The following is a 24,968-nucleotide window of genomic DNA, read 5'->3' as shown; positions in this document are numbered from 1 at the left end:
TAACGGTCGGGGCCGGACGGTCGAACCTGGTGTCATGAGGTTCGCCATCGCGCCACTGCTGCTCGCCGTGCTGGCCACGGGCTGTTCCAGCGTCGTCACCGGATCCGGCTCGGGTACGAGCACGTCGTCCCCCGCTCGCCCGGTGACGACCACCGAGCGGGGGACGACCACGACCGCGGCCGAGCCGACCCCGCCGCCCGCCACCGTGGACGAGAGCGCCCCGGCGCGGTACTGCGACCGGCCGTTCACCGGTGCGCTGGGACAGGAGATGCTCGCGGTCGTCGTCGAGACCCCGGCGGGCAGGCTCAACTGCGACCAGGCCGAAGCGGTCCTGGTCGACTACTACGCCCAGCGCTCCGAGCCGCAGGTGGGCCTGCCACCCGTCGCGATCGGGCCGATGTCGTGCAACCAGGTGCCCGAGGGCTCGATGCCCCAGGTGGTGTGCTCGGACGGCGACAACCTCATCTACTCGATGTGGCAGCAGCGCTGACGTGCTCGGCGAAGGCCCGCACGACCGTGGCCACCACGGTGTCCGGGTCTTCGCGCCACACGTCGGCGTTGAAGATCTCGACCTCGACGTCCCCGGTGTAGCCCGCGGCGGCGACGAGGCCCGCGATGTGGCGGAAGTCGATGTGGCCGTCGCCCATCATCCCGCGGGCCAGCAGCGCGTCGGCGGGCAGCGGGGTGATCCAGTCGCACACCTGGAACGACGCGATGCGGTCGGCCGCCCTGGCGACCTGGCGCTCCAGGTCGGGGTCCCACCAGACGTGGAAGGTGTCCACGACCACGCCGACGACGGCGGGGTCGTGCCGCTCGGCCAGGTCGAGCGCCTGGCCGAGGGTGGACAGGACACCGCGGTCCGCCGCGTAGATCGGGTGCATCGGTTCGAGGGCCAGGCGGACGCCCCGGTCGGCGGCGTAGGGCACGAGTCGCGCCAGGACGTCGGCGACCCCGGCCCTGGCGGCGGCGAGGTCGCGGCTGCCGGGTGGCAGACCGCCGACGACCAGGACCAGGCAGTCGGCGTCCAGCGCCGCCGTCTCGTCGATCGCGCGCCGGTTGTCGGCCAGCACCTCGTCGCGGTCGGGCGCGGTGAAGAACCCGCCGCGGCACAGCGACGAGACGCGCAGCCCCGCGTCGGCGAGCAGGGCGGCCCCCGCCTGGACGCCGAACTCGTGCAGCGGCTCCCGCCAGACGCCGATCGACGTGATGCCCGCGCGGACGCACGCGGCGACGGCCTCGGGCAGCGAGCAGGAGTTGACGGTCTTCTGGTTGAGCGACAGGCGGTTCACCGGACGACTCCGTGGACGTCGAGCAGGGACGACAGGCGGTGCAGGGCCAGCTCGGGATCGGGGATGAGCCCGGCCTGGTCGGCCAGGACGTAGGTCTCGGCCAGGTGGGGCAGGCTCCGGGCGCTCTGGAGACCGCCGACCATGGTGAACCCCGGCTGGAGGCCCGAGAGCCACGCCAGGAACGCGATCCCGGTCTTGTAGTAGTGCGTGGGGGCGCCGAAGACGTGGCGGGCCAGCGGGAGCGTCGGGGCGAACGCCGCGTCGTAGGCCGCGGGGTCGCCGTCGTCCAGCGCTCGCAGCGCCGCGGAGGCGGCCGGGGCGATGGCGGCGAAGATGCCGAGCAGGGCGTCGCTCGCGGCCGTGCCGTCACCCTTGATCAGCTCGGGGTAGTGGAAGTCGTCGCCGGTGTAGAGGCGGACGCCCGCGGGGAGCGCGGCCCGCAGCGACCTCTCGTGCTCGGCGTCGAGCAGGGAGACCTTCACGCCGTCGACGTGGGCGGCGTGCGCGTGCACCAGGTCGAGGAGCGCGGCGGTGGCCTCGCCGACGTCGGCCGAACCCCAGTAGCCCTCCAGCGCCCGGTCGAACACCGGTCCGAGCCAGTGCAGGACCACCGGCGCGTGGGCGTTCGGCAGCAGCCGGTCGTAGACGTGCCGGTAGTCGGCGGGGCCGGTGGCGAGGCGGGCGAGGTGCCTGCTGGCCATGACGACGACCTGCGCACCCGCGTCCTGGACCACGTCGAACTGCTCCGCGTACGCGCGCACGACCTCGTCCAGCGTCGTCGCGTCGGCGTGGTCGGTGCCCGCGCCCGCGGCGATGCGGCCACCGACGGCCTTCGCCTCGGCCGAGCTGCGGCGGATCAGCTCACGGGTGGCCGCCCAGTCCAGGCCCATGCCGCGCTGCGCGGTGTCCATCGCCTCGGCGACCCCGAGGCCGTAGGACCACAGGTGCCTGCGGAACCCGAGGGTGTGCTCCCAGTCGATCACCGCGGGCGCGCCGGGGCCGTTGTCCCCCAACGGGTCCGCGACGACGTGCGCGGCGGCGAACGCGATCCGGGACACCGGCGGCGCGGCGGGCTTCGGCCACGGCACGGGCTCGCGCGGCGCGTACTCGCGCAGGCCGCCGTCGAGGGTGGGGAGGGTGATCACAGCTCGACCCTGCGGTTCGTGCGCGACGACTCCAGGCCCGCCCTGGCGAGGCGGATCCCGCGGACCCCGGCCAGGAAGTCGTACGGGTGCGGGGCGTCCTCGACGACGTGCCGGACGTACTGCTCCCACTGCGCCTTGAAACCGTTGTCGAAGTCCGCGTTGTCCGGGACCTCCTGCCACTGGGCCCGGTAGGAGCGGGTCTCCTCCAGGTCCGGGTTCCACACCGGGCGCGGGGTGGCCTCGCGGGGCTGCACGACGCACCTGCGCAGGCCCGCCACGGCGCTGCCGCGCGTGCCGTCGACCTGGAACTCGACCAGCTCGTCGCGGTGGACGCGGACGCACCACGACGAGTTGAGCTGGGCGACCACGCCGCCCTCCAGTTCGAAGATGGCGTACGCGGCGTCGTCGGCCGTGGCCTCGTAGGGCTGTCCGGCCTCGTCGACCCTGGTGGGGATGTGGGTGGCGGTCTTGGCGATCACCGAGGCCACGGGGCCGAACAGGTTCTCCAGCACGTAGTTCCAGTGGCAGAACATGTCCACGGTGATGCCGCCGCCGTCCTCGGCGCGGTAGTTCCAGCTCGGCCGCTGCGCGGGCTGCCAGTCGCCCTCGAACACCCAGTAGCCGAACTCGCCGCGCACGCTGAGCACCCGGCCGAAGAACCCGCTGTCCACCAGCCGCTTGAGCTTGAGCAGGCCGGGCAGGTACAGCTTGTCGTGCACGACGCCGTTCTTCACGCCGGCCTCGGCGGCGCGGCGGGCCAGCGTCAGCGCGCCCTCGACGGACTCGGCGACCGGCTTCTCGGTGTAGACGTGCCTCCCGGCGTCGATGGCCCGCAGGATCGACTTCTCGCGCACGGCCGTGAGCTGCGCGTCGAAGTACAGCGGGCAGGTGTCGTCGCCCAGCGCCACGTCGAGGTCGGTCGTCCAGCGGGTCAGGCCGTGCCGCCGCGCCATCTCGGCGAGCTTGGCGGCGGAGCGGCCGACCAGGACCGGTTCCAGCTGGACCCGTGAGCCGTCGGACAGCTCGACACCCCCCTGCTCCCTGATCGCGAGCACCGAGCGCACGAGGTGCTGCCGGTATCCCATCCGTCCGGTCACGCCGTTCATCACGACGCCCAGGGTCCGCGTGGACATTCGACCTCCCGTGGAAAGCGCTTTCCAAGTTACCGTACAACAGTCGTCCCACTAGCGGGAGGAGTACCGCGCGAACCACCCGGCCGCCGGCCGCAGCGGCTCGTCCACCTCGGCGATCCCCTGGGGCCAGACCCTCTCCCACTCCGGCGAGACCCGGCCCGACCGCCCGGACAGCAGCGCGCCGGCGGGACCAGCCCCTCCCCCGGTGCGAGGTCCGCGTCCTTCACCCGGGAGTGGCCCAGGTGCTCCCCCAGCACCTCCCGCGTCCGCGCGGGCGGCTCGCCGCGCCGCCACGGGTGCGGCGCGTCCCACAGCACGGCGACCAGCTCCGGTGCGCCGAACGGCCGCACGAGCGCCGCGGCGGCCTCGCCCGCGGGGGTGGGAGTCGTGCGTCTCCACCGGCAGCCGCACCCCGGACGACCGCAGGTCGTCGAGCACGGGGCCGTCCGGTCCGGGCGCGCGGAACTTCGCGCACCCCGCGAGGCACGCCACGACGAGCCCGTGCGCGGGCCCGCCCCACCTCGCGGGACGGGAGTCCGATGTGGACCTGCTCGTCGGGGTGCGCCCCGACCTCCAGGCCGCCGCAGCCGTACGCGGCGGCCTCCTTGAGCGGTAGACCGGGCATTCCGAGCGTGCTGACGGCGAACCGCCACATGCGGTACCCCCTCGGGTGCGCCTTCTGCTGGAACACCAGGTGGCGCAGGTCCGATGCCGCTCTCGTCGCCGAACCAGCGGACGACCGGCTGGGAGCCGACGGCCCAGTCGACCTCGACGCTCGTCCTGTTCGCGCGGGCGGCGGGCCGCGCGGTGGTCGGGGTGGGCGACCGGCCGAAGTGGACCGGTGAGCCGTCACCGTCGAGCAGGGGGAGAAGCCCGCCAGGTGTGCGCGCAGCCGGTCGTCGTGCCGGGTGCCCGCCAGGTGGTTGTCCAGCACCGGGTGCAGGTGCAGCGCCCAGCCGTTGCAGTGGTCGAACGCGCGGTCGTCGCCGTCGGTGTACCAGCCCTCGCCCCGGTACCAGGTCTCCAGCAGTTCCAGCGCCCGCGTCCCGGCTCGGGCCGTCTCCGCGTCGCCCCGGCCGACCGAGTCCGGGAACCCGCGACGGTGAGCGGAGTCCGTCCACACGGCGAGGGCCGCGCGGGCATCGGGTGGCCTCCTGGCTCAGGTTTCCTGAAGGATTCCTGATCAGTTGACCGCCAGACGGTCAATAGTGGCTCAAAAGAAGCCACAACGGTCAAACGATCGCTGTTGACCCGCGGACCTTGAGTTCCGGCAGCAGTTCGACCCGCCGGGTGCCGGTCCCGCCCGCTAGCTTGCGCAGCAGCAGGTCGGCGGCCACCCGGCCCACCTCGGCCTTCGGGGGTGCCACCGCGGTCAGCGGCGTGCCGCCCAGTCCGGCCACCACGTCGTCGTAGGCGACCACCGAGCAGTCCGCCGGCACCCGCACACCGTGTTCCACGAGGTGCTGCACGAGCATCAGCGCCTCCACGTCGCCGTGCAGCACGACGCCGGTGATCCCGCGCTCGCGCACCTGGTCCGCGAAGTCCGCGACCGGCTCGGCGCCGGGACCGGGTCCGGCGTCGGGCGCGCTGAGCACCGCGGCCCAGTCGTCGACCTCCGGCCGTGCCGCCACGACCTCCTCGAACGCCGCCCGAAGGGCCCGTGCCGTCGGGCTGTCGTCGCGCGCGGCGAGCAGGATCCGCCGGTGCCCCAGCGACACCAGGTGCTCCACCGCCAGGTGCACGCCGAACCAGTGGTCAGAGCACACCGAGTCCACCGCGTGCAGCGCGCTGCCGCGCGGTGGCCGCCGTTCCACCAGCACCGTCGGCACACCGGCCCCGGCCAGCCAGCCGTGGTCGGCCTCCTCCGCGGCGGCCGACCGCCAGCGCGGCGCGATCAGCAGCCCCCGAGCACCGTCCGCCAGCGCCCGCTCCACGATCGGCCGCTCAGCTCCCGTGACCTGCGGCGCGATGTGCAGGGCCACCCGCAGGCCAGCGGCCTCCACCACCGCCCGCGCCCCGTGCACGACCTCGGCGAGGTACGTGTGCCGCTCCGGCACGACCACCGCCACCGCCCCACCGACCACCGGCTCGCCCACGGCCACCACCGACCGCACCACCCCGTGCCCGCGCCGCACCAGCCCGGCCTGAGCCAGTTCCTCGACGTCCCGCCGCACCGTGACGACCGAGACCTCCAGTTCGGCGGCGAGCTCACCGACCCGCACGGTGCCCCGCGACCCGACGACCCCCAGGATCCGCTGACGCCGCACGTCGCTCGGTTCTCGCATGTCGTGGCCCCGATGTTCGTTCGAGCGTTTGAGCGAGAACGCAACTATCGACGGTGCTGATCACGCCAGGTCACGCCGGTGCTTCTCGTCGCCCTCCGCGAACCGCGGGGACATGACCACGCCGTCCGACCGCCAGGACGTGGTCCTCCAACCACCCGACGAAACCCCTGAGCACAGCGACCTCCCGAGGCCCCACGGCTTCGCCTGCCTGCCGCGGCGAGCAGAGGGGTACGACGATCGTGGAACCGCCGGTGCTCGAAGTCCATTCAGCCCGTGCATCAACGCGATGCACGGGCCGGTGGGCGTGGAATCCTCAGCCGCAGGTGGCCAACGACCTGTCCAGCGCCGCCCGCTCCTCCGCCCGCACACTCAGCCCGTACTCCGCCTTCACCCCGACGTAGACCCTGGCGTACGAGCACGCGTACGCGGGGTTCGGGGGCATCCACTCGTCCGGCGTCTTGTCGCTCTTGGACTGGTTGACCTTGCCCGTCACGGCGATCAGGTTGTTGAGGTCGTTGGCGGCCGCCGCGCGGCGTTCGGGGGTCCACGCGGCGGCGCCGCTGCGCCACATCTCGGCGAGCGGGACGACGTGGTCGATCTGGATCTTCGACGTGCTGGTCAGCGTGTCACCGGTGTAGGGGTCGAGCAGGGTGCCGCCGGTGACGGCGCAGCGGCCCTCCTTGCGGACGACGTCGGTCATGTCGCGGGCGAGGACCTGGCTGCGCTGGTCGCAGCCGTCGCCGTCCACGTCGAGCCACGGCCTGCCGAAGACGCACGCGGCGCCGTCGTCGCAGTCGCGCTCGTAGCCGTCCATCCTGCCGAGGCCGCCCTCGGGCAGCTGGGCCAGCTGCGCCTTGGCGGTGGCGGCGTCCGGTGTCCCGTCCGGCACGCGGTCGACCGTGACGGCCGCACCGGAGCCCCCCACCGGGCCGGTTCCGACGGCCGTCGGGTCGCAGCCCGCCAACAGGAACGCCAGAGCGGTCAACGCCGCGGCGGTGCGCCGGGTCATCGGGGCCTCCAGGGGATCACCGTGCTCGATCACCTGGTACCCCGCGGAGGCCCTGGTCAACCACGATTTTCCCACCACCGCTGAGAATGGGCCGTTCGGACCAACGACCATCCACAGTGGACCAGACGAACCGGACGCGCGCACCGCCGGGGAACGGCCGCGCCGGGCGGGTGCGCGTCGACGAAGTCGCCGCGTCTACGTTGACGCCCGCGTCGATCCGGCGGTCGTGGACCACCGTCTCCCCCGCGGCGCAACCGCCGGCGTCATGCACGGGGCCCGCGGGCCGACGTCCCCGGCGGAGCAGGTGACCGCACGACCCGCCCCGTGCCGGGACGGGCATCCGTCACGGGGTGCCGAGCGCCTCGGAGGCGAGCCAGGCGTCGGGCCCGAAGACCTCGTAGTGGATGCGCTCCGCGGGCAGACCGCGGTCCAGCAGGGAGCGGCGGACCGTGCGCATGAACGGCAGCGGGCCGCACAGCAGGGCGTGGGCGGCCGGGTCGACGGGGATCAGGTCGGGGTCGACGAAGCCGGAGCGGACGTGCGCGCCCGTCTCGGGCACGGAGTTCCGCTCGTACCAGAGGGAGAGCGACGCGCCGGGGAGCCCGCCGACGGCGTCGAGCATGTCCGCGCGCAGCGGGTGGGTGTCGGGGGCGCGGTCGGCGTGCACGACGGTGATCGGGCGGTCGGCCGCCCCCTCGGCGAGGTGGCGGAGCGCGGAGACGATCGGCGTGGTGCCGACGCCCGCGCTCGCGAGCAGCAGCGGACCGTCGCCCGCGGGCAGGGCCAGGTCGCCGAACGCCGGGCTGACCTCCAGCCGGTCTCCCACGCGGACGGTGTCGTGCAGGTGGTTCGAGACCACGCCCCCCGGACGGCCGTCGGCGGCGCGGTGGCGCTTGACCGTGATCCGCAGCGCGGGCTCGCCGGGGGCGGAGCTGATCGTGTACTGGCGGATCTGCCGCCCGGCGCCGGGCAGGTCGACCGCGACGCTGACGTACTGCCCCGGCCGGTGCGGGTGGACTGGACCGGCGGGTTCCAGCAGGAACGAGGTGACGTCCTCGGTGTCCCGGTGGACCCCGGTGACGGTGTGCGGGGCCAGCGACCGGGCCGAGTCGGTGCCCGCGCGCTCGTACTGGCGGGACTCCTCGGCGACGAGCAGGCAGGCGAACAGCCAGAAGACCTCGTCCCACGCGGCGATCACGTCCGGGGTGGCGGCGGAGCCGAGCACCTCGCCGATGGCGGCCATCAGGTAGCGGCCCACCAGGACGTACTGGCCGGGCTGGACGCCGAGCGAGGCGTGCTTGTGGGCGATCCGGCCGATGATGGCGTTCAGCGGCACCGGCGCCGTCCCGGCGAAGTGGGCGGCGACCGCCGCGACGGACATCGCGAGCGCCTGCCGCTGCTCGCCGTTGGCCTGGTTGCCGCGGTTGAACAGGTCGAGCAGTTCCGGGTGCGCCTCGAACATCCGGTCGTAGAACAGACCGGTGATCTGCGCCCCGTGACGCACGACGGTGTCGGCGGTGGCGCGGACGACGAGCACGGACTCGGGCGAGAGCATGGGGGAACCTCCGGAGATCGACTAGAAAAAACGTATCAGCGGTACCTCTTTAAAGCCGGCCCCTACCAACGTGATCACGGCCTCTTGGCAGGAAAAGCCACTAACGCGATACTGGTTTGCTACGCTGCCGGCCATGCGGCTCACACGGGGAACGGACATCGCCCTGCGCGTGCTCATGCTCACGGCCGTGCAGGACGGGCAGACCACGGTCGACGAGCTGGCCACCGCGCTGGACGTGCCCCGCAACCACGTGGCGAAGGTCGTGCAGCGGTTGGCGCACAGCGGATTGCTGCTCACCGTCCGCGGCCGGTCAGGCGGGCTGCGGATCGCCCCGGAGGCCCTCGGCTGGTCGGTCGGTCAGCTCGTGCGCGACTTCGAGGGCGACGACGAGGTCATCGACTGCGAGGCCCAGCAGTGCCCGCTGAGGGGCGCGTGCAGGCTGCGGGGCGCGCTGCGGCGGGCGCACCAGGCTTTCCTCGCGGAACTGGACGCGGTGGCGCTGCGCGACCTCGTCGCGCAGCCGACCGGGTCGCTGCTGCTCCAGCTCAGCGCCCCGACGCGGTAGGCCAGCGGTCGTGGAACTCGTCGATCCGGTACGGGTGCGCGTGCCGCCACCGGCCACCGACCCGTGCCGCGTCGCACAGGTGCTCGTGGTCCGGCGCGAGTCCGTCGTGCTCGTGCTCGACGACCTCGGGGTCGTGGCGCGGCCAGAGCCTCACCGCGGCCGCGGTCGAGCAGGCCGTGATCGCGCCGAGCACGAGCAGCGCGGCGGGCAGACCCGCGACCGTGGACACCACACCCGTCAACGGGTAGCAGAGCAGCCAGCAGGCGTGCGAGAGCGCGAAGTCCGCGGCGAAGAGGGCCGGACGGTCCGGGGAGTCCGCTGACCGGCGCAGCAGCCGCGCGCCGGGGGTGAGCACCAGCGCTCCCCCGGCGCCGATCGCGGCCCACAGCCCCAGCAGCACGGGCCAGCCCCACGAGAGCGCGGGCACCGCGACGAGCAGCGTCACCGACAGCAGTTGCGCGGCCCGCACCACGACCAGCCGGTCGCCGTACCGGTCGAGCAGAGCGGGCAGGGCCAGCGCGGCGAGCAGCGAGCCGCACCCACCGGACCCCAGCGCGACCGCGACGTCGACCGCCCCTCGACCGAGCACGTCGCGGACGTGGCCCACCGTCCCGACGAGCACGATCGACCCGGCGGCGGCCGCGGCGAGGTGCACCGCCAGCAGACCGCGCAGCCGCGGTGTGGCGAGGTAGATGCGGACGCCCCTGGTGACGGGCCTGCGGACGCGGCGGCGCGCGGGCGGCTCGGACGGCAGCAGCGCGGCCACCACCAGCAGCGCGGACGCGGCGAACCCGAGCGCGGTGCCCAGGAACAGCCGCTCGAAGCCGACGACGAGCAGCACCGCGGCGGCCAGCAGCGGGCTCAGCAGGCTCTCCAGGTCGTAGGCGAGCCTGCTCAGCGTCAGCGCCGAGGTGTAGTCGCGCTCGTCGGGCAGCACGTCCGGGACGGTGGCCTGGAACGTCGGCGTGAACGCGGCGGACGCGGCCTGGAGCACGAAGATCAGCAGGTGCACCTGCCAGACCTCCCCCACCCACGGCAGGACGAGCGCCACGCCCGCCCGCACCAGGTCGAGGCAGACCAGGAAGGCCTTGCGCGGCAGCAGGTCCGCGAGCACGCCCGCCAGCGGGGCGACGACCACGTAGGCGATCATCTTCACCGCCAGCGCTGCGCCGAGCACGATCCCCGCGTCCGGCCCCGCCAGCCGGTAGGCCAGCAGGCCGAGCGCGACCGTGGCCAACCCCGTGCCGGTCAGCGCGACCACCTGGGCCGCGAACAGCCTCCGGTAGGTCCGGTTCCGCAACGCCGCGAACATCCGCAGTGCCTCCTCACGCGTCCAGAGGTGGCACCATACGTGCTCATGTACGCACGCGACGACGTTGCAACAACCACCGACTGGCGGCAACTCCCGGCGGACGACCACGTGGACACCGCCGTGGACGTGTTCCGGATGCTCGCCGACGGCACCCGCCTGCGCGTGCTGTGGCTGCTGTGCGGCGCCGAGTACGACGTCACGACGCTGGCGGCCGAGGTCGGCACCGCCCGTCCCGCCGTCTCGCAGCACCTCGCCAAGCTGCGCCTGGCAGGTCTCGTGTCCACCCGCCGCGACGGCCGCCGCGCCGTCTACCGGGCCAGGGGCGGCCACGTGCGCCACCTGCTCGGCGAGGCGATCCAGGCGGTCGACCACCACCTCACCGGAGCGCCCGATCACGACTAGCCCGAAACGCCGGTGCGGAGCGGACCGGGCCGGGAGACTCTGGCGCATGGCGGTCAAGAGGCGGAGGACGTCGGCGTTCGACGTGGCGGCGGTCGCCGCGCGGGCGAGCAGGGACGCGCGCGGAGCCCCGGCGGAACTGCTCGACGGCTACCTCGACGTGCTGGCGGCGATCAGCGTGTCCGGGCACCGGATCGGCGAGGACCAGAAGCGGCTGCGGCACGACATCGGGGGCCGGGCGGCCGGGATGGGCGTGGCGCTGCGGGACCTGATCGACCTGTACCTGACGGCCACCTGGCTCGCGTGGCCGTCGTTGCCGGGTGTCGGCGAGGCGACCGGGCCCGAGGGGTTCAAGGCCGTCGGGGAGGCGGTGTTCCGGGCCGCGGACGCGACCGTCGTGGAACTGGCGGAGGGCTACGAGCAGGCGCAGCGGTGGTCGGTGCGGCAGGAGGAGTCGTTCCGGCGCGAGTTCGTCGACGACCTGCTGGACGGCCGCAACCTCGGGCACCTGGCGGAACGGGCGGAGCGGTACGGGTTGCGGCTGGCCGCGAGCCACGTGGTGGCGGTGGTCTCCTCACCCGAGCCGTTCATCGACGGCGGTGGCGTCGCCCGGCAGGTGGAGGCCGCGCTGCACCACCGGCTCGGGTCGCGGGACGTGCTGGTGACGACGAAGGACAGCCTGCTCGTGTGCGTCGTGCCCGAGACGCTGGCGGGGGCGGCCGACGAGTTCGTCCGGCAGGTCGGGGTGGCCGTGGCACCCGGAACCGGGTGGCGCGCGGGCGTCGGCCGGGCGCAGTCGGGCCCCGGCGGCGCGGTGCGGTCGTTCGAGCAGGCGAGGAACGCGGTGGAGACGGCGGGCCTGCTCGGTCTGCCGGGACAGGTGCACAAGGCCGTCGACCTGCTGGTGTACCAGGTGTTGCTGCGCGACTCGGCGGCGCTGGCGGAACTGGTGTCCGCGGTGCTGGACCCGCTGCGCACCGCCCGGTCCGGGGCCCGGCCGCTGCTGGACACCCTGTCCGCGTACTTCGCCAGCGGGCGGGTCGCGACCGCCACCGCCCGCGAGCTGACCGTCGGGGTGCGCACCGTGACCTACCGGCTGCACCGGGTGAAAGCCCTCACCGGGTACTCGGTCGACGACCCCGAGCAGGCGTTCGCGCTCCAGGTGGCCGTGCTGGGGGCGAAGCTGACGGGATGGCCCTCCTTGCCGGGCACCGGCAAGGAAGGGGCTCCCCGACGGCCCGCGGCCAGCCTGCCCGTGCGCGCTCCCGCACGCCAGGATGGATCAACACCACGCCGCCTGGAGGACCCGTGATACACCCGCACTGGCATTGGCCGCCCGGCGTACCGCACGCGTCGTCCGTCGTGCCCGTCCTGATCGTCACAGCCCTGCTCGTGGGGACGTGGGCCGTGCGCCACCACGCGCTCCTGCGCCTGTTCGACCAGCCCGAGCCGCGCCGTCGCCCCGACCCTGCCGCCAGGGTCACGTCACTGTCCTTCTCGGACGAGGACCTGCGGGAGCTGGTCGAGCGGGACGAGGAGTCGCTCAGCCCAGTTTCGTCCCGGTGAGCTGGAACAGCCGGGCGAGGTGCGGGTACGGGGGCCGGGCGGTGACCGCCAGCTCCAGCCGCTCCAGGTCGGCGAAGAAGGCCGGATCGGCCTTCGACTGGTCGTCGGCCATGTAGTCGCAGAACGCGCGGATGCCGTAGTGACCGGTCACGGGACAGCCGAGCGCGGCCAGCCGGTCGCCGAGGTCCTCGGCGGTGTGCAGGGTCTGCGACGCGTCGAGCGTGACCGAACGGGACTGGTCCGTCTCCAGCGCCGCGAGCGCGGCCACCGGATCGGTGTCCCGGATCGCGGCCAGCAGCGGCGCCGACCGCTGGTTGAGGGCCATCACCGACAGCAGCCCGCCGACCCGCAGCGGCGCCAGCGCCAGGGCCAGGCACGCGGTCGCGTCGTCCGCGTGCTGGACCAGGTTGTGGCACAGCACCACGTCGAAGCCGTCCAGGCCGTGCTCGGCGACGTCGGCCTCGACGAGGTCCAGCGCCACGCCCGCCGCGTCGGCGTGCTCCTTCGCGGCGACGAGCATGTCCGCGGACCGGTCGACGATCGTCACGGCGTGGCCGCGGAGGGCGAGCGGGACGGCGTCGCCGCCGTCACCGCCCGCGAGGTCCAGCACCCGCAGCGGTTCCGGGCCGAGGTGGCGGGCGAGGTTGGTCTCGGCGAGCGTGTAGCGCAGGCGCCCCCAGGGGCTCTCGCGCCACTGCCGCCACGCGGTCATCGTGGAGTCCGACATCCCGGTGACGTTAGGCGAACAGCGCGTCCCGGTGCCGCCAGGCCAGTGCGAGCAGGGCGGCCCCGGCGGCCTGGGTGGGTTCGTCGTGGACGAAGCGGTGCACGGTCGCCGCCGTGAAGGGCAGCGCCTCCAGCACGCGTCCCTCGTCGTTGTGCGCCACCAGGTCTCCGAACAGCTCGTCGAACAGCGGCGCGTCGATCACCGCGACGGTGAGCAGGTCGGTGGCGAAGGTGAGCGGGTCCACGCCCATGCCGAGGTACGACACCCTCACCCGGTCGCCCAGCTCCGCGGTCAGGCGGGCCGCGAACGGCCAGGCCGCGTAGTCGATCGGCCCCAGGTGGGCGCCGTGGTCCTCCGAGGCGCCCAGCAGCTCCTCGGCGAACTCGCGGACCAGGCAGCGCCACAGGGAGAAGTCGTTCGCGGTGTTCCACGGCTCGTCGCCCGCCGCCTGGAACACCCCGACCGGCAGCACCTGGTAGAGCCCGCCCGCGTGCCCGACCTTCGCCGGGTCGCGCCAGTGCAGGTGGAACACCGCCTCGCCGGTCGCGCGGTCCAGCCGCAGCGTGAGCGTGCTGATGGCGACGTTCACCGGCCGACGCGCCGGGTCGCACGGGTCGCCGACGGCGGCGCGCAGCGGCAGCGCGTCGAGCAGGCCGAGGTCGCGGGCCGCGTACTCGTGCGCGCTCGCCTCGCCGACGTCGACGCCGTCGAAGTAGCGGCCGGTGCCGAAGTCGAGCGACGGCTCCGCCAGGTCGGCCGCGAGCAGGCGGTAGGTGGACCGGTTGGTGAACACGGAGGGTGACGCGTGCGCGGCGACGGCGGCCGAGTACGTCGGCGACCCCGGCGGCAGCACCGCGTGCTCCGTGCCGTCGACGCCGCCGAACACGTGGTCCGGGTGGTGCCGCAGGACGACGCCGTCGAGCGGCACCGGGCCCGGCGGCATCCACCGCGGGTCGGTGAGCAGCGGCGTACCCGCCACGGTGGGGGTGTCCGGGTACTCGTCCGCGGCTCGCACGGCGAGCGCGTGGCGGTGCCGGACGAGGTGTGCCCGCACGGCGAGCCACTGGTCGGTTTGGGACGTCATCGTGCGGGAAACGCTACCGGTGGAGTTCTTTTCCGAGAACGTCGCGGGTGGCGGGTCCTCGCACGTCAGAGATCCCGGCTGGTCCTGACGGGCGGTGGCCCGCAGCCCCACTGGAACATGCGCCCGGCGGTCGGGGTGGTTACCCTGGGCCGAGTGCAGAGTGCTACAGAGAGGGATTTTTCCGTCCGAGTGCGGCAGGTCACCGGAGCCACGGTGGTGACCGTCGTCGGCGAGGTCGACCTCGACACCGCACCTGAACTCGAATTCCGCATCGCCGGCGCGACCGACGGAGCGGACCCACTGGTCATCGACCTCAGCGGAGTCACGTTCTTCGCGTCGGCGGGGCTCGCGTGCCTGCTCATCTCGCAGGGCCAGGGTCAGAGACCGCACCTCGTCCCGTCACCCGCCGTGGCGAAGGTGCTGAGCCTGTCCGATCTGGACGACCACCTCCCGCGCAGCGCGTCCCTGGCGGACGCGCTGGCCCGGATCGGCCGCTAGGCCTCACAGCGGAAGGGCCTGGGCGAAGTCCTCCCACAGGTCCTCGACGTCCTCGATGCCGACCGAGACCCGCACGGTTCCTTCGCCGATGCCCGCCGCGAGCAGGGCGTCGGCGTCGAGCTGCCGGTGCGACGAACTCGCCGGGTGCACCAGCGTGGTCTCCACGCCACCGAGCGACACGGCGAGCCTCGCCAACCGCACGGCCTTCGTGAAGGCGTACCCGGCCTCGCGGCCTCCCGCCAGGTCGAACACCAGCGTTCCCCCGAACCCCGACAGGTGGCCGCGCGCGACCTCGTGGTCGGGGTGGTCCGGGTGCCCCGGCCAGCGCACCGACACCACCGCGGGGTGCTCCGCCAGGCGTTCGGCGAGCACGGCCGCGTTCGCGCAGTGCTGCCGCACCCGCAGCGGCAGCGTCTGGATGCCCCGGATCGTCAGCCAGGCGGCGAACGGGTCCGCGGCGGCGCCCAGTTCCATCGCGTGGTGCCACACCTCGCGGTAGCGCCGGTCGTCGGCGAACACCAGCGCGCCGCCCGTCACGTCGGAGTGCCCGCCGAGGTACTTCGTGGCCGAGTGCACCACGACGTCCGCGCCGTGCTCGATCGGCCTGCACAGCAGCGGCGTCGCGAAGGTGTTGTCCACCACCGCCACCAGCCCCGCCGCGCGACCGGCGGCGAGGAACGCGGGCAGGTCGACGACCTTGGTGACCGGGTTCGCGATGGTCTCCAGGTACAGGACCCTGCTGGTGGGGCGGACCGCCGCGGCGACCTCGGCCGGGTCGTCGCCCGCGATGTAGGTGACGTCGACGCCGAAGCGGGCCGCGAGGTCGTTGAGCATCGCGTACGTGCCGCCGTACAGGCAGCTCTGGGCGATCACGTGGTCGCCGGAGCGCAGCGTGGACAGCAGGACGGCGCTGATCGCCCCCATCCCGGACGCGGTGCACACCGCGGCCACCCCGCCCTCCAGACGGGCAAGCTGGTCCTCCAGCGCCCGGACCGTCGGGTTGGCGTAGCGGGTGTAGACGAACCCGCTGTCCGGCGATTCGAGGGCCTCCGCGAGCGCGTCCGGGTCGTCGAAGGCGAAGTTCGACGTCTGGTAGATCGGGACGCTGACCGGGCGGGAGTTCGGCAGCGGCGGGACTGGCACGTGGACGGCACGGGTGGCGGGGCGCATGATCCCCAGTCTCGCCAGCCCACTGAGGGCCGGACAGCGCCAATTCCGGCTAAATTGGTTTGGTGACGGAGCCAATACCGTGGCCGGTCGAGCGCCTGGTCGCCCAGCTCGGCCGCTGGTCGGTCAGCCGGGGTCCGCTGTACCTGCTGCTCGCCGAACGCCTGCGGCAGCTCATCGACTCGGGCCAGTTGCCGCCGCGGGCCGCGCTGCCGCCGGACCGCGTGCTCGCCGACCGGCTCGCCGTCGGCCGCACGACGGTGGTCGCCGCGTACGACCGGCTGCGCCAGGAGCGCAAGCTGGAACGGCACCAGGGCCGGGGCACGTGGGTCTCGCCCGCCGTGTCGGCCGGTCCGTGGCCCGGTGCGCTGCCGCGGGCGAACCCGCTGTTCGTCAACTACCTCGAACCGGCCGAGGGCGTGATCCCGCTGGCGTGCACCGCTCCTCACGGTCCGCCTGCGGAGCTGGTCGCGGCCTACGGGCGGGCGGTCGCCCGATTGCCCGGTCCGGACAGCGGCGACATCGGCTACCACCCGCTGGGGCTCCCCGCGCTGCGGTCCGCGCTGGCCGAGCGCTGCACCGCGCGCGGTGTCCCGACCACCCCCGAGCAGGTCCTGGTGACCACGGGCGGCCAGCAGGCGCTCTCGCTGCTCGCCCGGCTGTTCGTCGCCCCCGGCGACACCGTGCTGGTGCAGGGGCCGACCTACCCCGGCGCGCTGGAGCTGTTCCGGGACGCCGCGGCGGTGCTCGAACCCCTGCCCGGCGACGACGTCGCGGCGTGGACGACCGCGCTGGCCGCCCGGCCCCGGCTCGCCTACCTGAACCCGACCAACCACAACCCGACCGGCTCCACGACGTCGCCGCTGGTCCGCCGCAGGCTGGTGGAGGTCGCGGTGGCGCACGGGGTTCCGCTGATCGACGACGAGGTCCTCGCCGGGCTGGCGTTCGACGGGTCGTGCCCGCCGGGGCTGGCGGCGTTCGGACCGGCGATCACCGTCGGCTCGTTCAGCAAGTCGGTGTGGGGCGGTCTGCGCACCGGCTGGATCCGGGCGTCCGAGGGCGAGATCGCCCAGCTCGCCAGGATCAAGGCGGTCCAGGACCTGGGCAGCCCCGCGTTCGACCAGCTCGCGGCCGTCGAACTGCTGCCGCTGCTGGACGACGTGACCCGCAGCCGGGGTGCGGAACTCGGGCGGCGGCACGACCACCTGTGCGCCGCGCTCGCGGAGTCCCTGCCGTCGTGGGACTTCCGCCGCGTCGACGGCGGCCAGTGCCTGTGGGTGCGGCTGCCCTCCGGTGACGCGTCGGCGTTCGCCCAGGTGGCGCTGCGGCACGGCGTGGCCGTGCTGCCCGGTGGCGCGCTGGACGCCGCGGGCGGCAGCGCGGACCGGCTGCGGATCCCGTTCACCGCGACTCCCGGTGAGCTCACCGAGGCCGTGGGTCGTCTCGCCCTCGCGTGGGACGCCTACCAGCGCGCGGAAGGCCCCGCTCCGGCGGCGGTCCACGCGATCGTCGTCTGACCGGCGGTCGCTGGTAGCGTTCGCGCCGCACGCCGCACGACCAGGGAGGTGGGACCCCATGACCGCTCGACCAGGTCGGGTGCTCTCCCACCGCGCGAGTCGCTGATCGCGGGAGATCGCCCGCTCGGCACTCCCGAAAGGCACCTCTCCCCGTGGTCACCGCCCTTCCCCCCGTCATCGCCCGCCTGCGCGCCGCCGGGTGCGTGTTCGCCGAGGACGAGGCCCGTCTCCTCCTCGACGCCGCCGGGTCCGACGCCGAACTCACCGCGATGGTCGACCGCCGCGTCGCGGGCCTCCCGCTGGAGCACGTGCTCGGCTGGGCCGAGTTCTGCGGCCTGCGCGTCCTGGTCGACCCCGGTGTCTTCGTCCCCCGTCAGCGCACCGGGTTCCTGGTCCGGCACGCCGCGGCGCTGGCCAGGCCCGGAGCCGTGGTCGTCGACCTGTGCTGCGGGTCCGGCGCGGTCGGGGCGGTGCTCGCCTCGCTGGTCGACGGCATCGACCTGTGGGCGGCCGACGTCGACCCCGCCGCCGTCCGGTGCGCCCGCCGCAACATCGCCGCTCACCGGGTGGTCGAGGGCGACCTGTTCGACCCGCTGCCGACCGCCCTGCTCGGCCGGGTCGACGTGCTCGTCGCCAACACCCCTTACGTGCCGACCGGGGCCATCGCCCTGATGCCGCCGGAAGCGCGCGACCACGAGCCGCTGGTGGCCCTGGACGGCGGTGGTGACGGCCTGGACGTCCAGCGGCGCGTGGCCGCGCGGGCACCCCGGTGGCTCGCCCCCGGCGGGCACCTGCTCGTGGAGACCAGCGAGGAGCAGGCACCGCGCGCGGCCGAGGTGTTCGCCCGGTCCGGTCTGCGACCGCGGGTGGTGTCGTCGGAGGAACTGGGCGCGACCGCGGTCATCGGCACGCGGCCCGCCTGAGGGAATTGGAATTGTGGCGCACGCCATTCCAGCAATTGTTGCATCGACAATTGCTCATGCGTTCGACACGGTCCGATGCACACACCGATGCACGTGCAATCTGCACGTGCGCAAGCCCCTGAACTGGGGCGATGATATTCCGCACTATTCGGTCTCAATAGCATTCGCCCGCTTGCCGGGATCTGGCAACCGTTCGGCGACGAGCCACTGTCACCCGATGGATTTCCGAGCGGGGAGTGGGGCACCATTGGTCCCATGATCGATCGGGAACAGTCGTCGAGCGACCTCGGCGACGTGCGCGGGGACCGCGAGCGGCCGGTGCGGAGAACCATCACCCTGCACGACCGCGGCGTGGCGCCCGCACCCCGGTCCGTGGCACTGCTGCCCGCTCCGACGCCCGCGCCCGTGCCGCCCCCGCCCGCGGGGGTCCGGGGGCCGCGCCGCGTCACCCTTCAGGCCGTCGGCGTCCTCGTCGTGTTCGGCGGCCTGGCCGCGATGATCGTGATCGCCTTCGGCGTGACCGGGGTGCTGATGCTCATCGGCCTCTGCGTCGCGCTTCGATTGATGTGGACCGACAGGGCAGGTCGGTAGCACGTCAACCTGCCGGAGGCCGCGTCCACACCGTGGACGCGGCCTCCGCTCGTACTCCGGTCGGTCCGGGGCGTCAGTGGTCGGTTCGGCTGAGCCCTGGCAGGTCGACGTCGCCGAACACCCAGGTGCCGGGCGCGTCCGGGTCGTCGCCCGCCCAGAACTCGGCCCACAGCAGGGCGAACTCCTCCTGGGTGATGCGGCCGTCGCCGTCCAGGTCGAGCCGGGCGAACACCGCGTCGGTGTCGGTCCGGCGGCCGGTCCACGCCTCGATGAGCTGGCGGTACTCCCCGGCGGTGATCTCGTTGTCCGCGTTCTCGTCGATGGCCTCGAACATGACCCGCGCGGTGGTGGTGACCACGTCCAGCATGGAGGGCAACCGGTCGACGACGAGCAGGACCTCGTCGGGGGTCACCTTCTCGTCGCGGTCGGTGTCGGACGCGGCGAGCAGCGTCTCCCACCAGCCCATCATGATCGACGACAGCCGCTGGTGGTCGCGGGTGCCCGGCGCCGCGCGGCGCAGCTCGGTCCACCGCATCGTCAGCTCGGTGAAGTCGGACTCGGTCAGGAACCCGTCGCCGTCGGTGTCCATCGCCTCGAACACGACCGCGACCTTGCGTCTCTGGAACTCGCTCGCCATGAGACACAAGGTGACCCGCCGGGCCCCACTGCGACAATTGGCCACTCGGGTTCCACCGACTACACGACCAGGTGACGCAGGCCATTACTCCGAGTGCCCGAGCGCCAGCCAGGCTTCCCGGCGTTCGCGCTGGCGGACGGGGTCCGCGACCGGTGCCGCCGCGAGCAGCCTCCGCGTGTACGGGTGCAGCGGCTCGGTCAGCACGTCGTGCGCGGGCCCGGTCTCCACGACCCGGCCCCGGTAGAGCACGGCGACCCGGTCGGCCAGCCGCTCGACCACGGCGAGGTCGTGGCTGATGAACAGGCACGCGAACCGCAGCTCGGCCTGGAGCGACCGGAACAGGTCGAGCACTCGGGCCTGGACGGACACGTCGAGCGCGCTGGTCGGCTCGTCGGCGATCAGCAGTTCCGGGTCCAGCGCGATGGCCCGTGCGATGCCGACCCGCTGCCGCTGCCCACCGGACAGCTCGTGCGGGTACCGCTCGCGCAGCGACGGCGAGAGCCGCACGGCGTCCAGCAGCTCGTCGACCCGCCGCGCGAGGGCGTCGCCGCGCAGGGAACCGTGCAGCAGCAACGGGGACGCGATGCTGCGGGCGATGGTGGCGCGCGGGTTCAGCGACGACGCGGGGTCCTGGAACACCATCCCGATCCGGCCGCGCGCCTGCTTCAGCGCCCGGCCGCGCAGCCGTGCGAGGTCCTGGCCCGCGAGGCTGATCACCCCGCCGCTGGCCCCGACGAGCCCCGTGACCGCGCCCGCGATGCTGCTCTTGCCTGAGCCGGACTCCCCGACCAGGCCGAGGACCTCACCCCGGCCGACGTGCAGCCCGACGCCGTCGACCGCGCGGAACCGGCCGTAGGTGACGGAGAGGCCGGTCAGCGCGAGCACGGGGTCGTCGCCCGGTTCGTCCGGAGTGGACAGTTCCCCCGACGTCACGGCCACGTGCGCGCCCCGTGCCACGACACCGGGCGAGACCTCGACGGCGGCGGGCGGGTCCGAGGGCGGCGGGGTGCTCAACGACACCACGGCGGCCAGCAGCGACCGCGTGTACTCGTGCTCGGGGGCGCCGAAGACGTCCGCCACCGGCCCCTGTTCGACCACCCGGCCGTCGTGCATCACGACGACCCGGTCCGCCAGGTCCGCGACCACACCCATGTCGTGCGTGATCAGCAGGATCGCCGCGTCGAGCCTGCCGCGCAGGTCCCGCAGCAGCTCCAGGATCTCCGCCTGCACGGTCACGTCCAGTGCGGTCGTCGGCTCGTCGGCGATCAGCAGCGACGGCTCGTTGGCCACGGCCATCGCGATCACCACGCGCTGCGACTGGCCGCCGGACAGCTCGTGCGGGTACTTCCGCCGAGCCGTCGACGGCAGCCCCACCAGCGACAGCAGCTCGCCGGTGCGCTGCTTCGCCTGCGCCGCGGTGCGCCCGCCGTGGGCGCGGACCACCTCGTCGAGCTGGTCGCCGACCCGGAACACCGGGTTGAGCGCGGTCATGGGCTCCTGGAACACCATGCCGATCTCGCCGCCGCGCACCGCTCGCAACTCGCCCGCGGACAGCGTGAACAGGTCACGCCCGGCGAGCAGGGCCCGGCCGGTGACCGTCGCGCTGCCGGGCAGCAGGCCCAGCAGCGACATCGCGGTCACCGTCTTGCCGGAGCCCGACTCGCCCACGACGGCGAGCACCTCCCCCGCCGCCAGCGAGTAGCTGACCTCGCTGGCGGCGGGGGCGTCGAACGCCACGGAGACGTCCTCCAGGCGCAGGAGTGGCGACGTCACTTCGAGATACCGGCCTGGAGGTAGTTCGGGTAGGACGGGAAGTCGGCGATGAAGAAGTTCGCGACCTTGGAGCCGTGCAGGAACGAGTTGCGCGTGTAGATCAGCGGCACGACCGGCGAGTCGCCGAGGATCTTCTTGTCCAGCTCGGCCCACTTCTTGCTCGCCGCGGCCGGGTCGACCTCGCTCTGCGCGGCCTCGATCAGCCTGTCCACGTCGGGGTTGCTGTAGCGGGAGATGTTGTACCCGCCGCCACCGATCTCCGAGGACGCGAACAGGGGCTGGATGTTGGCGTTGGCGCTGGGGAAGTCCGGCTGCCACGAGCTGAGCGTGAGGTCGTAGACGGCGTCCTTGGCCTGGTTCGTCTCGGCCTCGTAGGCGTCGGTGTCCAGCACGCGGATGTTCACCTTGATGTTCGCCTTCGCCAGCGCCGCCTGGATGGCCTGCGCCTTGGCGGGGGCGTCGTTGCTCTTGGAGACCACGAAGTCCAGGTTCTCCAGCCCGTTGGGGAACCCGCCCTCGGCGAGGAGCTGCTTGGCCTTCTCCGGGTCGCCCGCGGGCTGCGTCGGGTAGAGGTCGAACTGCTCGCGGCCCGCGATGCCCTGCGTGATCAGCGTGGTGGCGGTATCACCCGCGAGCTGGGCGCTGCCCGCCGACGCGATCTGGTAGGAGGTCTTGTCCACGGCGTACTGGAACGCCTGGCGCACCTTGGGGTTCGTCAGCTTCTGCGTGTTGAGCGCGAGGTAGGCCAGAGCGCCGGACTTCGACGTGACGAGCCGCTCCTTCGCGGAGGCGTTGCCCTGCAACCGGGCCAGCTGAGCGGGCGAGGCGAACGAGGAGCCGAACGCCTCCTTGTCCTCGCCGCTGTCGGCGATGAGCCGCTGCGACACGACGGACGCGTCCTGGCCGAGCTGGAACAGGACCTCGTCCGGCAGGCCGCCGCGGATCTGGTCGGACGCCTTGTCCCAGTTGGCGTTGCGGGTCAGCCGGACCTTCACGCCGCGCTGGTACTCGGCGATCTGGTAGGGGCCGGACGCGACCGGGTGCTCGCCGTAGTCGGGCTCGGCGCCCTTGCCCTCCGGCACCGGCGCGAACGCCGGGGTGCTGGCGATCCACGGCCAGTCGCCGTACGGGCGGGTCAGGCGGAAGACGATGGTCTTGTCGTCCGGGGTCTCGATGGAGTCGAGGCCCTTGCCCTCGAACGGCCCCCGGTAGTCGGCGCCGCCGACGAGGAGCTGCTTGTGGTAGCCGAGGCCGCCGGAGAACGCGGGCGCGTAGGTGCGCTCGACACCCCACTTGACGTCCTTGGACCGGATGGGCGTGCCGTCGCTGAACTTCAGCCCGTCCTTGAGGGTGAACGTCCAGGTCTTGCCGCCGTCGGACGCCTTGCCCGTGTCGCCGAGGTCCGGCACGACCTCCGCCTGCTCGCCCTCGGCGTTCTGCCAGCCGGTGAGCCTGCGGTGCACGTACCCCAGCGAGGTGATCGGCAGGCTGCTGCTCTTGGCCGGGTCGTAGTTGACCGTCTGCCCCTCGTTGAGGATGCGCAGCGTGCCGCCCTGCTCAGCCTTGGCGGTGTCCGCGCCGGTCGTCTTGGGGTCGTTGGCGCCGCACGCGGCGAGCAGGGCCACTGCCGCCACCACCGGGACCAACCTGTGCACTTGCTTCGACATTCTCTTCTCCCGCAGGGGTTTTCAGGTGAGACGGGCTCGTGGGTCGAGCGCGCCGTAGCAGAGGTCGACCAGGACGTTCGCCAGGACGATGAGGAAGGCGGCGAACAGCGTGCAGCCGAGCAGCAGCGGCAGGTCGCGCTGGTTCACCGCGTCGATCAGCAGACCGCCCAGACCCGGCAGGCTGAACACCCGTTCGGTGATCACCGCGCCGCCGAGCAGGGAGCCGAGGTCGATGCCGAACACCGTGACGACCGGCAGCAGGACGTTGCGCAGCGCGTGCTTGCCGACCACGGTCGACTCGCGCAGCCCGTTGGCGCGGGCCGTGCGGATGTAGTCCTCCCCCAGCGTCTCCAGCATCTGCGAGCGGGTCAGCCGCAGGTAGACCGCCGCGTGGGAGAACGCCAGCACCAGCCAGGGCAGCACGAGGTGCCACGCCCAGTCCACGGGGCTCTCGGCGAACGGCACGTACCCGCCGACCGGGACGACGTCGAGGGTGAACCCGAGGACGAGGATCCCCAGCAGCCCCACCAGGTACACCGGCGCGGACACCCCGGCGACCGAGCCTGCGAGGGTGATCCGGTCCCACGCCGTGCCGCGGCGCAGCGCGGAGAACACGCCCGCTCCGACGCCCACGACCAGCCACAGCACCGCCGCGCCGAGGGCGAGCGAGAACGTGACCGGCAGGCGTTCGGAGATGAGCACGACGACGTCGGAGTTCTGCTGGAACGAGTAGCCGAAGCACGGCGCGGCGCAGTGGATCGAGGTCGCGCCGACGCCGAACGTCCGGCCCGTCACGATGCCGCCGAGGAAGTCGAGGAACTGCCGCCAGGCCGGGTCGTCCAGACCCATGAACTCCCGTGCCAGGGCCAGGTTCTGCTCGGTGCACGGGCGGCCGCACGACAGCTGCGCCGGGTCGGACGGCACGAGGTAGAAGACCACGTAGGTGATGAACACGACGACCAGCAGCACCAGCAGGGTGCCCGCGAGCCGGGTGGCGGCGAACGTGAGGGTGCGCATCAGCGTCGCACGTCCGTCTTGGGGTCGAGCGCGTCGCGCAGGCCGTCGCCGAACACGGTGAACGCCCAGGTGGCCAGGAACAGCGCGCCACCGGGGAAGAACAGGAACATCGGGTCGGTCGCCACCCACTCGACCGCCGTGCTGATCGCCCGCCCCCAGCTCGGTGTGGGCGGCGGGATGCCGACTCCGAGGAACGACAGCGCCGCCTCCAGCCCGATCTTGCCGGGGATCGACAGCGTCGCCACCACGATGATCGGCGCCCACAGGTTCGGCAGCAGCTCGGCCCGGAACACCTGCCACGGGCTCGCGCCGAGGATGCGGGCGGCCGACACGAAGTTCCGCTTCTTCAACGTCAGGACCTGCGCCCGCACGATCCGGGCCACCGACGGCCAGCCGAAGAAGCCGATCACCAGGATCAGCAGCAGCGGCCGCGACACGCTGCTCGGCACCACCGCCCCCAACGCGATCATGAACACCAGGTACGGGAACCCGAGGAACACGTCCGCGGTCCACGTCACGACCCGGTCGACCCACCCACCGAGATACCCGGCACCCGCTCCCACCAGCACTCCGAGCACCACCGACACCGCGGTGGCGGCCAGCCCGATCAGGAACGACGTGCGGGCGCCGTGCACGACGATCGCGAACAGATCGCGCCCGGTCAGCGGCTCAACACCGAACCAGTGCGTGGTGCTCACACCGCCGAGCGCACCCGCGGGACCACCGGTCTGCGGGTCGAGCGCCTCGGTCCGGTAGCTGTACGGGTCCTGGCCCTCGATCGCGGTGAGCAGATCCGCGGCCACGGCCGCGAGGCCGAGCACAGCGATGGTGATCGCCCCCGCGAGAGCCCATCGATCTCGGCGCAGCATGGCCCTGATGGCCGCGCCAACCGACCTGGTCGGAGCCCCGACGTGTTCTGACAACGTTGACCTGCCTGTGCGTGAGCGGACGATCGGTCACGATAGGGAAGTTCGCAGCACCAAGGCCGCCCTCTCACGATGTGGGACGCCCACCGGACCCGCGAGACCGCGACGGGTCGACCACCCCTTCTCCGGCCGGGCAGCAGGTTCCGCCAGATCGGTGAGCAGCGCGAGCAGCGAGGACCGGAG

Annotated in this window: 25 protein-coding genes; 9 read left to right on the top strand and 16 right to left on the bottom strand. The window is 73.2% G+C overall.

Features of this window, described 5'->3' with window-relative positions; genetic code table 11:
* The first annotated feature begins 34 nt into the window (after window positions 1-34).
* A complete protein-coding gene (locus tag AC156L_RS09640; RefSeq protein WP_330880023.1) occupies window positions 35-490 on the top strand; it encodes a hypothetical protein in 456 nt (151 codons plus the stop codon).
* On the opposite strand, the gene AC156L_RS09635 is transcribed toward AC156L_RS09640, so the two are convergent.
* From AC156L_RS09635 to AC156L_RS09605, 7 genes are all read right to left on the bottom strand, one after another.
* Window positions 462-1,289 (bottom strand): sugar phosphate isomerase/epimerase family protein, encoded by an 828-nt coding sequence (locus tag AC156L_RS09635; protein WP_330880025.1) that lies wholly within the window; start codon window positions 1,287-1,289, stop codon window positions 462-464. The genes AC156L_RS09640 and AC156L_RS09635 overlap by 29 nt on opposite strands.
* On the bottom strand, window positions 1,286-2,434 hold the full coding sequence (locus tag AC156L_RS09630; RefSeq protein WP_330880027.1) for a dihydrodipicolinate synthase family protein: 1,149 nt from the start codon (window positions 2,432-2,434) through the stop codon (window positions 1,286-1,288). Before AC156L_RS09630 ends, AC156L_RS09635 begins: the two co-directional genes overlap by 4 nt.
* Window positions 2,431-3,567 carry a Gfo/Idh/MocA family protein gene (locus AC156L_RS09625; RefSeq protein WP_330880029.1) on the bottom strand — a complete coding sequence of 379 codons (1,137 nt, stop codon included), beginning with the start codon at window positions 3,565-3,567 and terminating at the stop codon, window positions 2,431-2,433. The genes AC156L_RS09630 and AC156L_RS09625 overlap by 4 nt, the downstream gene beginning before the upstream one ends.
* A gap of 223 nt (window positions 3,568-3,790) precedes the next feature.
* Entirely contained in the window at window positions 3,791-4,690 is a 900-nt protein-coding gene (locus AC156L_RS09620) for a DUF2264 domain-containing protein (RefSeq protein ID WP_330880031.1), read from the bottom strand.
* Window positions 4,691-4,799: 109 nt separating this feature from the next.
* Window positions 4,800-5,852 carry a substrate-binding domain-containing protein gene (locus AC156L_RS09615; RefSeq protein ID WP_330880033.1) on the bottom strand — a complete coding sequence of 351 codons (1,053 nt, stop codon included), beginning with the start codon at window positions 5,850-5,852 and terminating at the stop codon, window positions 4,800-4,802.
* Between the two features lie 313 nt (window positions 5,853-6,165).
* Window positions 6,166-6,921, bottom strand: a complete 756-nt coding sequence (locus tag AC156L_RS09610) for an HNH endonuclease family protein (RefSeq protein ID WP_330880035.1) — start codon at window positions 6,919-6,921, stop codon at window positions 6,166-6,168.
* A 283-nt stretch (window positions 6,922-7,204) separates the two neighbouring features.
* Window positions 7,205-8,416, bottom strand: a complete 1,212-nt coding sequence (locus tag AC156L_RS09605) for a globin domain-containing protein (protein WP_330880037.1) — start codon at window positions 8,414-8,416, stop codon at window positions 7,205-7,207.
* 133 nt (window positions 8,417-8,549) lie between these two features.
* On the opposite strand from AC156L_RS09605, the gene AC156L_RS09600 reads away from it, so the two are divergent.
* The gene (locus AC156L_RS09600) at window positions 8,550-8,981 is read left to right on the top strand and encodes an RrF2 family transcriptional regulator (RefSeq protein ID WP_330880039.1); all 432 of its coding nucleotides are present in this window, start codon (window positions 8,550-8,552) and stop codon (window positions 8,979-8,981) included.
* Here the strand turns inward: AC156L_RS09600 and AC156L_RS09595 are convergent.
* Complete coding sequence (locus tag AC156L_RS09595) at window positions 8,962-10,293, bottom strand: MFS transporter (RefSeq protein WP_330880041.1); 1,332 nt, start codon at window positions 10,291-10,293, stop codon at window positions 8,962-8,964. The genes AC156L_RS09600 and AC156L_RS09595 overlap by 20 nt on opposite strands.
* Window positions 10,294-10,338: 45 nt before the next feature.
* Here AC156L_RS09595 and AC156L_RS09590 point away from each other — a divergent pair, with 45 nt between their 5' ends.
* From AC156L_RS09590 to AC156L_RS09580, 3 genes are read left to right on the top strand one after another with little or no spacing between them, the layout of a single operon-like run.
* Window positions 10,339-10,695, top strand: coding sequence for an ArsR/SmtB family transcription factor (locus AC156L_RS09590; protein ID WP_484406756.1), 357 nt, complete (start codon window positions 10,339-10,341; stop codon window positions 10,693-10,695).
* 46 nt (window positions 10,696-10,741) lie between these two features.
* Window positions 10,742-12,004, top strand: a complete 1,263-nt coding sequence (locus AC156L_RS09585; RefSeq protein ID WP_330880045.1) for a PucR family transcriptional regulator — start codon at window positions 10,742-10,744, stop codon at window positions 12,002-12,004.
* 50 nt (window positions 12,005-12,054) lie between these two features.
* Window positions 12,055-12,258, top strand: a complete 204-nt coding sequence (locus tag AC156L_RS09580; protein WP_330880047.1) for a hypothetical protein — start codon at window positions 12,055-12,057, stop codon at window positions 12,256-12,258.
* Here AC156L_RS09580 and AC156L_RS09575 read toward each other — a convergent pair.
* Together AC156L_RS09575 and AC156L_RS09570 are read right to left on the bottom strand one after the other, a co-directional pair.
* Window positions 12,236-12,985 (bottom strand): methyltransferase domain-containing protein, encoded by a 750-nt coding sequence (locus tag AC156L_RS09575; RefSeq protein ID WP_330880049.1) that lies wholly within the window; start codon window positions 12,983-12,985, stop codon window positions 12,236-12,238. The two genes, AC156L_RS09580 and AC156L_RS09575, sit on opposite strands and share 23 nt — an antisense overlap.
* A gap of 10 nt (window positions 12,986-12,995) precedes the next feature.
* Window positions 12,996-14,069 (bottom strand): XRE family transcriptional regulator, encoded by a 1,074-nt coding sequence (locus tag AC156L_RS09570; RefSeq protein ID WP_330880051.1) that lies wholly within the window; start codon window positions 14,067-14,069, stop codon window positions 12,996-12,998.
* 117 nt (window positions 14,070-14,186) lie between these two features.
* On the opposite strand from AC156L_RS09570, the gene AC156L_RS09565 reads away from it, so the two are divergent.
* Entirely contained in the window at window positions 14,187-14,567 is a 381-nt protein-coding gene (locus AC156L_RS09565; RefSeq protein WP_330880052.1) for an STAS domain-containing protein, read from the top strand.
* A gap of 3 nt (window positions 14,568-14,570) precedes the next feature.
* Here the strand turns inward: AC156L_RS09565 and AC156L_RS09560 are convergent, their stop codons facing one another.
* Window positions 14,571-15,737: a trans-sulfuration enzyme family protein gene (locus tag AC156L_RS09560; protein WP_330880054.1), complete on the bottom strand. Its 1,167-nt coding sequence runs from the start codon at window positions 15,735-15,737 to the stop codon at window positions 14,571-14,573.
* Window positions 15,738-15,799: 62 nt separating this feature from the next.
* Between AC156L_RS09560 and AC156L_RS09555 the strand changes: the two genes are divergently transcribed.
* The 3 genes from AC156L_RS09555 (at window position 15,800) to AC156L_RS09545 (ending at window position 18,765) form a co-directional block, all read left to right on the top strand.
* A complete protein-coding gene (locus AC156L_RS09555; RefSeq protein ID WP_330880056.1) occupies window positions 15,800-17,251 on the top strand; it encodes an aminotransferase-like domain-containing protein in 1,452 nt (483 codons plus the stop codon).
* A 152-nt stretch (window positions 17,252-17,403) separates the two neighbouring features.
* Window positions 17,404-18,174: a putative protein N(5)-glutamine methyltransferase gene (locus AC156L_RS09550; RefSeq protein WP_330880058.1), complete on the top strand. Its 771-nt coding sequence runs from the start codon at window positions 17,404-17,406 to the stop codon at window positions 18,172-18,174.
* A gap of 255 nt (window positions 18,175-18,429) precedes the next feature.
* Complete coding sequence (locus tag AC156L_RS09545) at window positions 18,430-18,765, top strand: hypothetical protein (protein WP_330880060.1); 336 nt, start codon at window positions 18,430-18,432, stop codon at window positions 18,763-18,765.
* A 73-nt stretch (window positions 18,766-18,838) separates the two neighbouring features.
* On the opposite strand, the gene AC156L_RS09540 is transcribed toward AC156L_RS09545, so the two are convergent.
* The 5 genes from AC156L_RS09540 to AC156L_RS09520 form a co-directional block, all read right to left on the bottom strand.
* Entirely contained in the window at window positions 18,839-19,402 is a 564-nt protein-coding gene (locus tag AC156L_RS09540; RefSeq protein ID WP_330880062.1) for an EF-hand domain-containing protein, read from the bottom strand.
* 84 nt (window positions 19,403-19,486) lie between these two features.
* Window positions 19,487-21,175: an ABC transporter ATP-binding protein gene (locus tag AC156L_RS09535; RefSeq protein WP_330880064.1), complete on the bottom strand. Its 1,689-nt coding sequence runs from the start codon at window positions 21,173-21,175 to the stop codon at window positions 19,487-19,489.
* Entirely contained in the window at window positions 21,172-22,812 is a 1,641-nt protein-coding gene (locus AC156L_RS09530; RefSeq protein WP_484406754.1) for an ABC transporter substrate-binding protein, read from the bottom strand. Before AC156L_RS09530 ends, AC156L_RS09535 begins: the two co-directional genes overlap by 4 nt.
* A gap of 51 nt (window positions 22,813-22,863) precedes the next feature.
* Window positions 22,864-23,859, bottom strand: a complete 996-nt coding sequence (locus AC156L_RS09525) for an ABC transporter permease (RefSeq protein ID WP_330880068.1) — start codon at window positions 23,857-23,859, stop codon at window positions 22,864-22,866.
* Window positions 23,859-24,728, bottom strand: a complete 870-nt coding sequence (locus AC156L_RS09520; RefSeq protein WP_330880070.1) for an ABC transporter permease — start codon at window positions 24,726-24,728, stop codon at window positions 23,859-23,861. The genes AC156L_RS09525 and AC156L_RS09520 overlap by 1 nt, the downstream gene beginning before the upstream one ends.
* Between the last annotated feature and the right edge of the window lie 240 nt (window positions 24,729-24,968).

The sequence above is a fragment of the Umezawaea sp. genome (genome assembly GCF_057122925.1).
Note: the sequence above shows the minus strand (reverse complement) of the source record. Positions and strands in the feature narration are given on the sequence as shown.

Bases quoted from the DNA above. Each gene is read 5' to 3' on its own strand.
- AC156L_RS09640 (WP_330880023.1), top strand. From the start codon at position 35: ATGAGGTTCGCCATCGCGCCACTGCTGCTCGCCGTGCTGGCCACGGGC.
- AC156L_RS09625 (WP_330880029.1), bottom strand. From the start codon at position 3,567: ATGTCCACGCGGACCCTGGGCGTCGTGATGAACGGCGTGACCGGACGG.
- AC156L_RS09615 (WP_330880033.1), bottom strand. From the start codon at position 5,852: ATGCGAGAACCGAGCGACGTGCGGCGTCAGCGGATCCTGGGGGTCGTC.
- AC156L_RS09605 (WP_330880037.1), bottom strand. From the start codon at position 8,416: ATGCTCTCGCCCGAGTCCGTGCTCGTCGTCCGCGCCACCGCCGACACC.
- AC156L_RS09600 (WP_330880039.1), top strand. From the start codon at position 8,550: ATGCGGCTCACACGGGGAACGGACATCGCCCTGCGCGTGCTCATGCTC.
- AC156L_RS09595 (WP_330880041.1), bottom strand. From the start codon at position 10,293: ATGTTCGCGGCGTTGCGGAACCGGACCTACCGGAGGCTGTTCGCGGCC.
- AC156L_RS09590 (WP_484406756.1), top strand. From the start codon at position 10,339: ATGTACGCACGCGACGACGTTGCAACAACCACCGACTGGCGGCAACTC.
- AC156L_RS09585 (WP_330880045.1), top strand. From the start codon at position 10,742: ATGGCGGTCAAGAGGCGGAGGACGTCGGCGTTCGACGTGGCGGCGGTC.
- AC156L_RS09575 (WP_330880049.1), bottom strand. From the start codon at position 12,985: ATGTCGGACTCCACGATGACCGCGTGGCGGCAGTGGCGCGAGAGCCCC.
- AC156L_RS09570 (WP_330880051.1), bottom strand. From the start codon at position 14,069: ATGACGTCCCAAACCGACCAGTGGCTCGCCGTGCGGGCACACCTCGTC.
- AC156L_RS09565 (WP_330880052.1), top strand. From the start codon at position 14,187: ATGCGCCCGGCGGTCGGGGTGGTTACCCTGGGCCGAGTGCAGAGTGCT.
- AC156L_RS09560 (WP_330880054.1), bottom strand. From the start codon at position 15,737: ATGCGCCCCGCCACCCGTGCCGTCCACGTGCCAGTCCCGCCGCTGCCG.
- AC156L_RS09545 (WP_330880060.1), top strand. From the start codon at position 18,430: ATGATCGATCGGGAACAGTCGTCGAGCGACCTCGGCGACGTGCGCGGG.
- AC156L_RS09540 (WP_330880062.1), bottom strand. From the start codon at position 19,402: ATGGCGAGCGAGTTCCAGAGACGCAAGGTCGCGGTCGTGTTCGAGGCG.
- AC156L_RS09525 (WP_330880068.1), bottom strand. From the start codon at position 23,859: ATGCGCACCCTCACGTTCGCCGCCACCCGGCTCGCGGGCACCCTGCTG.
- AC156L_RS09520 (WP_330880070.1), bottom strand. From the start codon at position 24,728: ATGCTGCGCCGAGATCGATGGGCTCTCGCGGGGGCGATCACCATCGCT.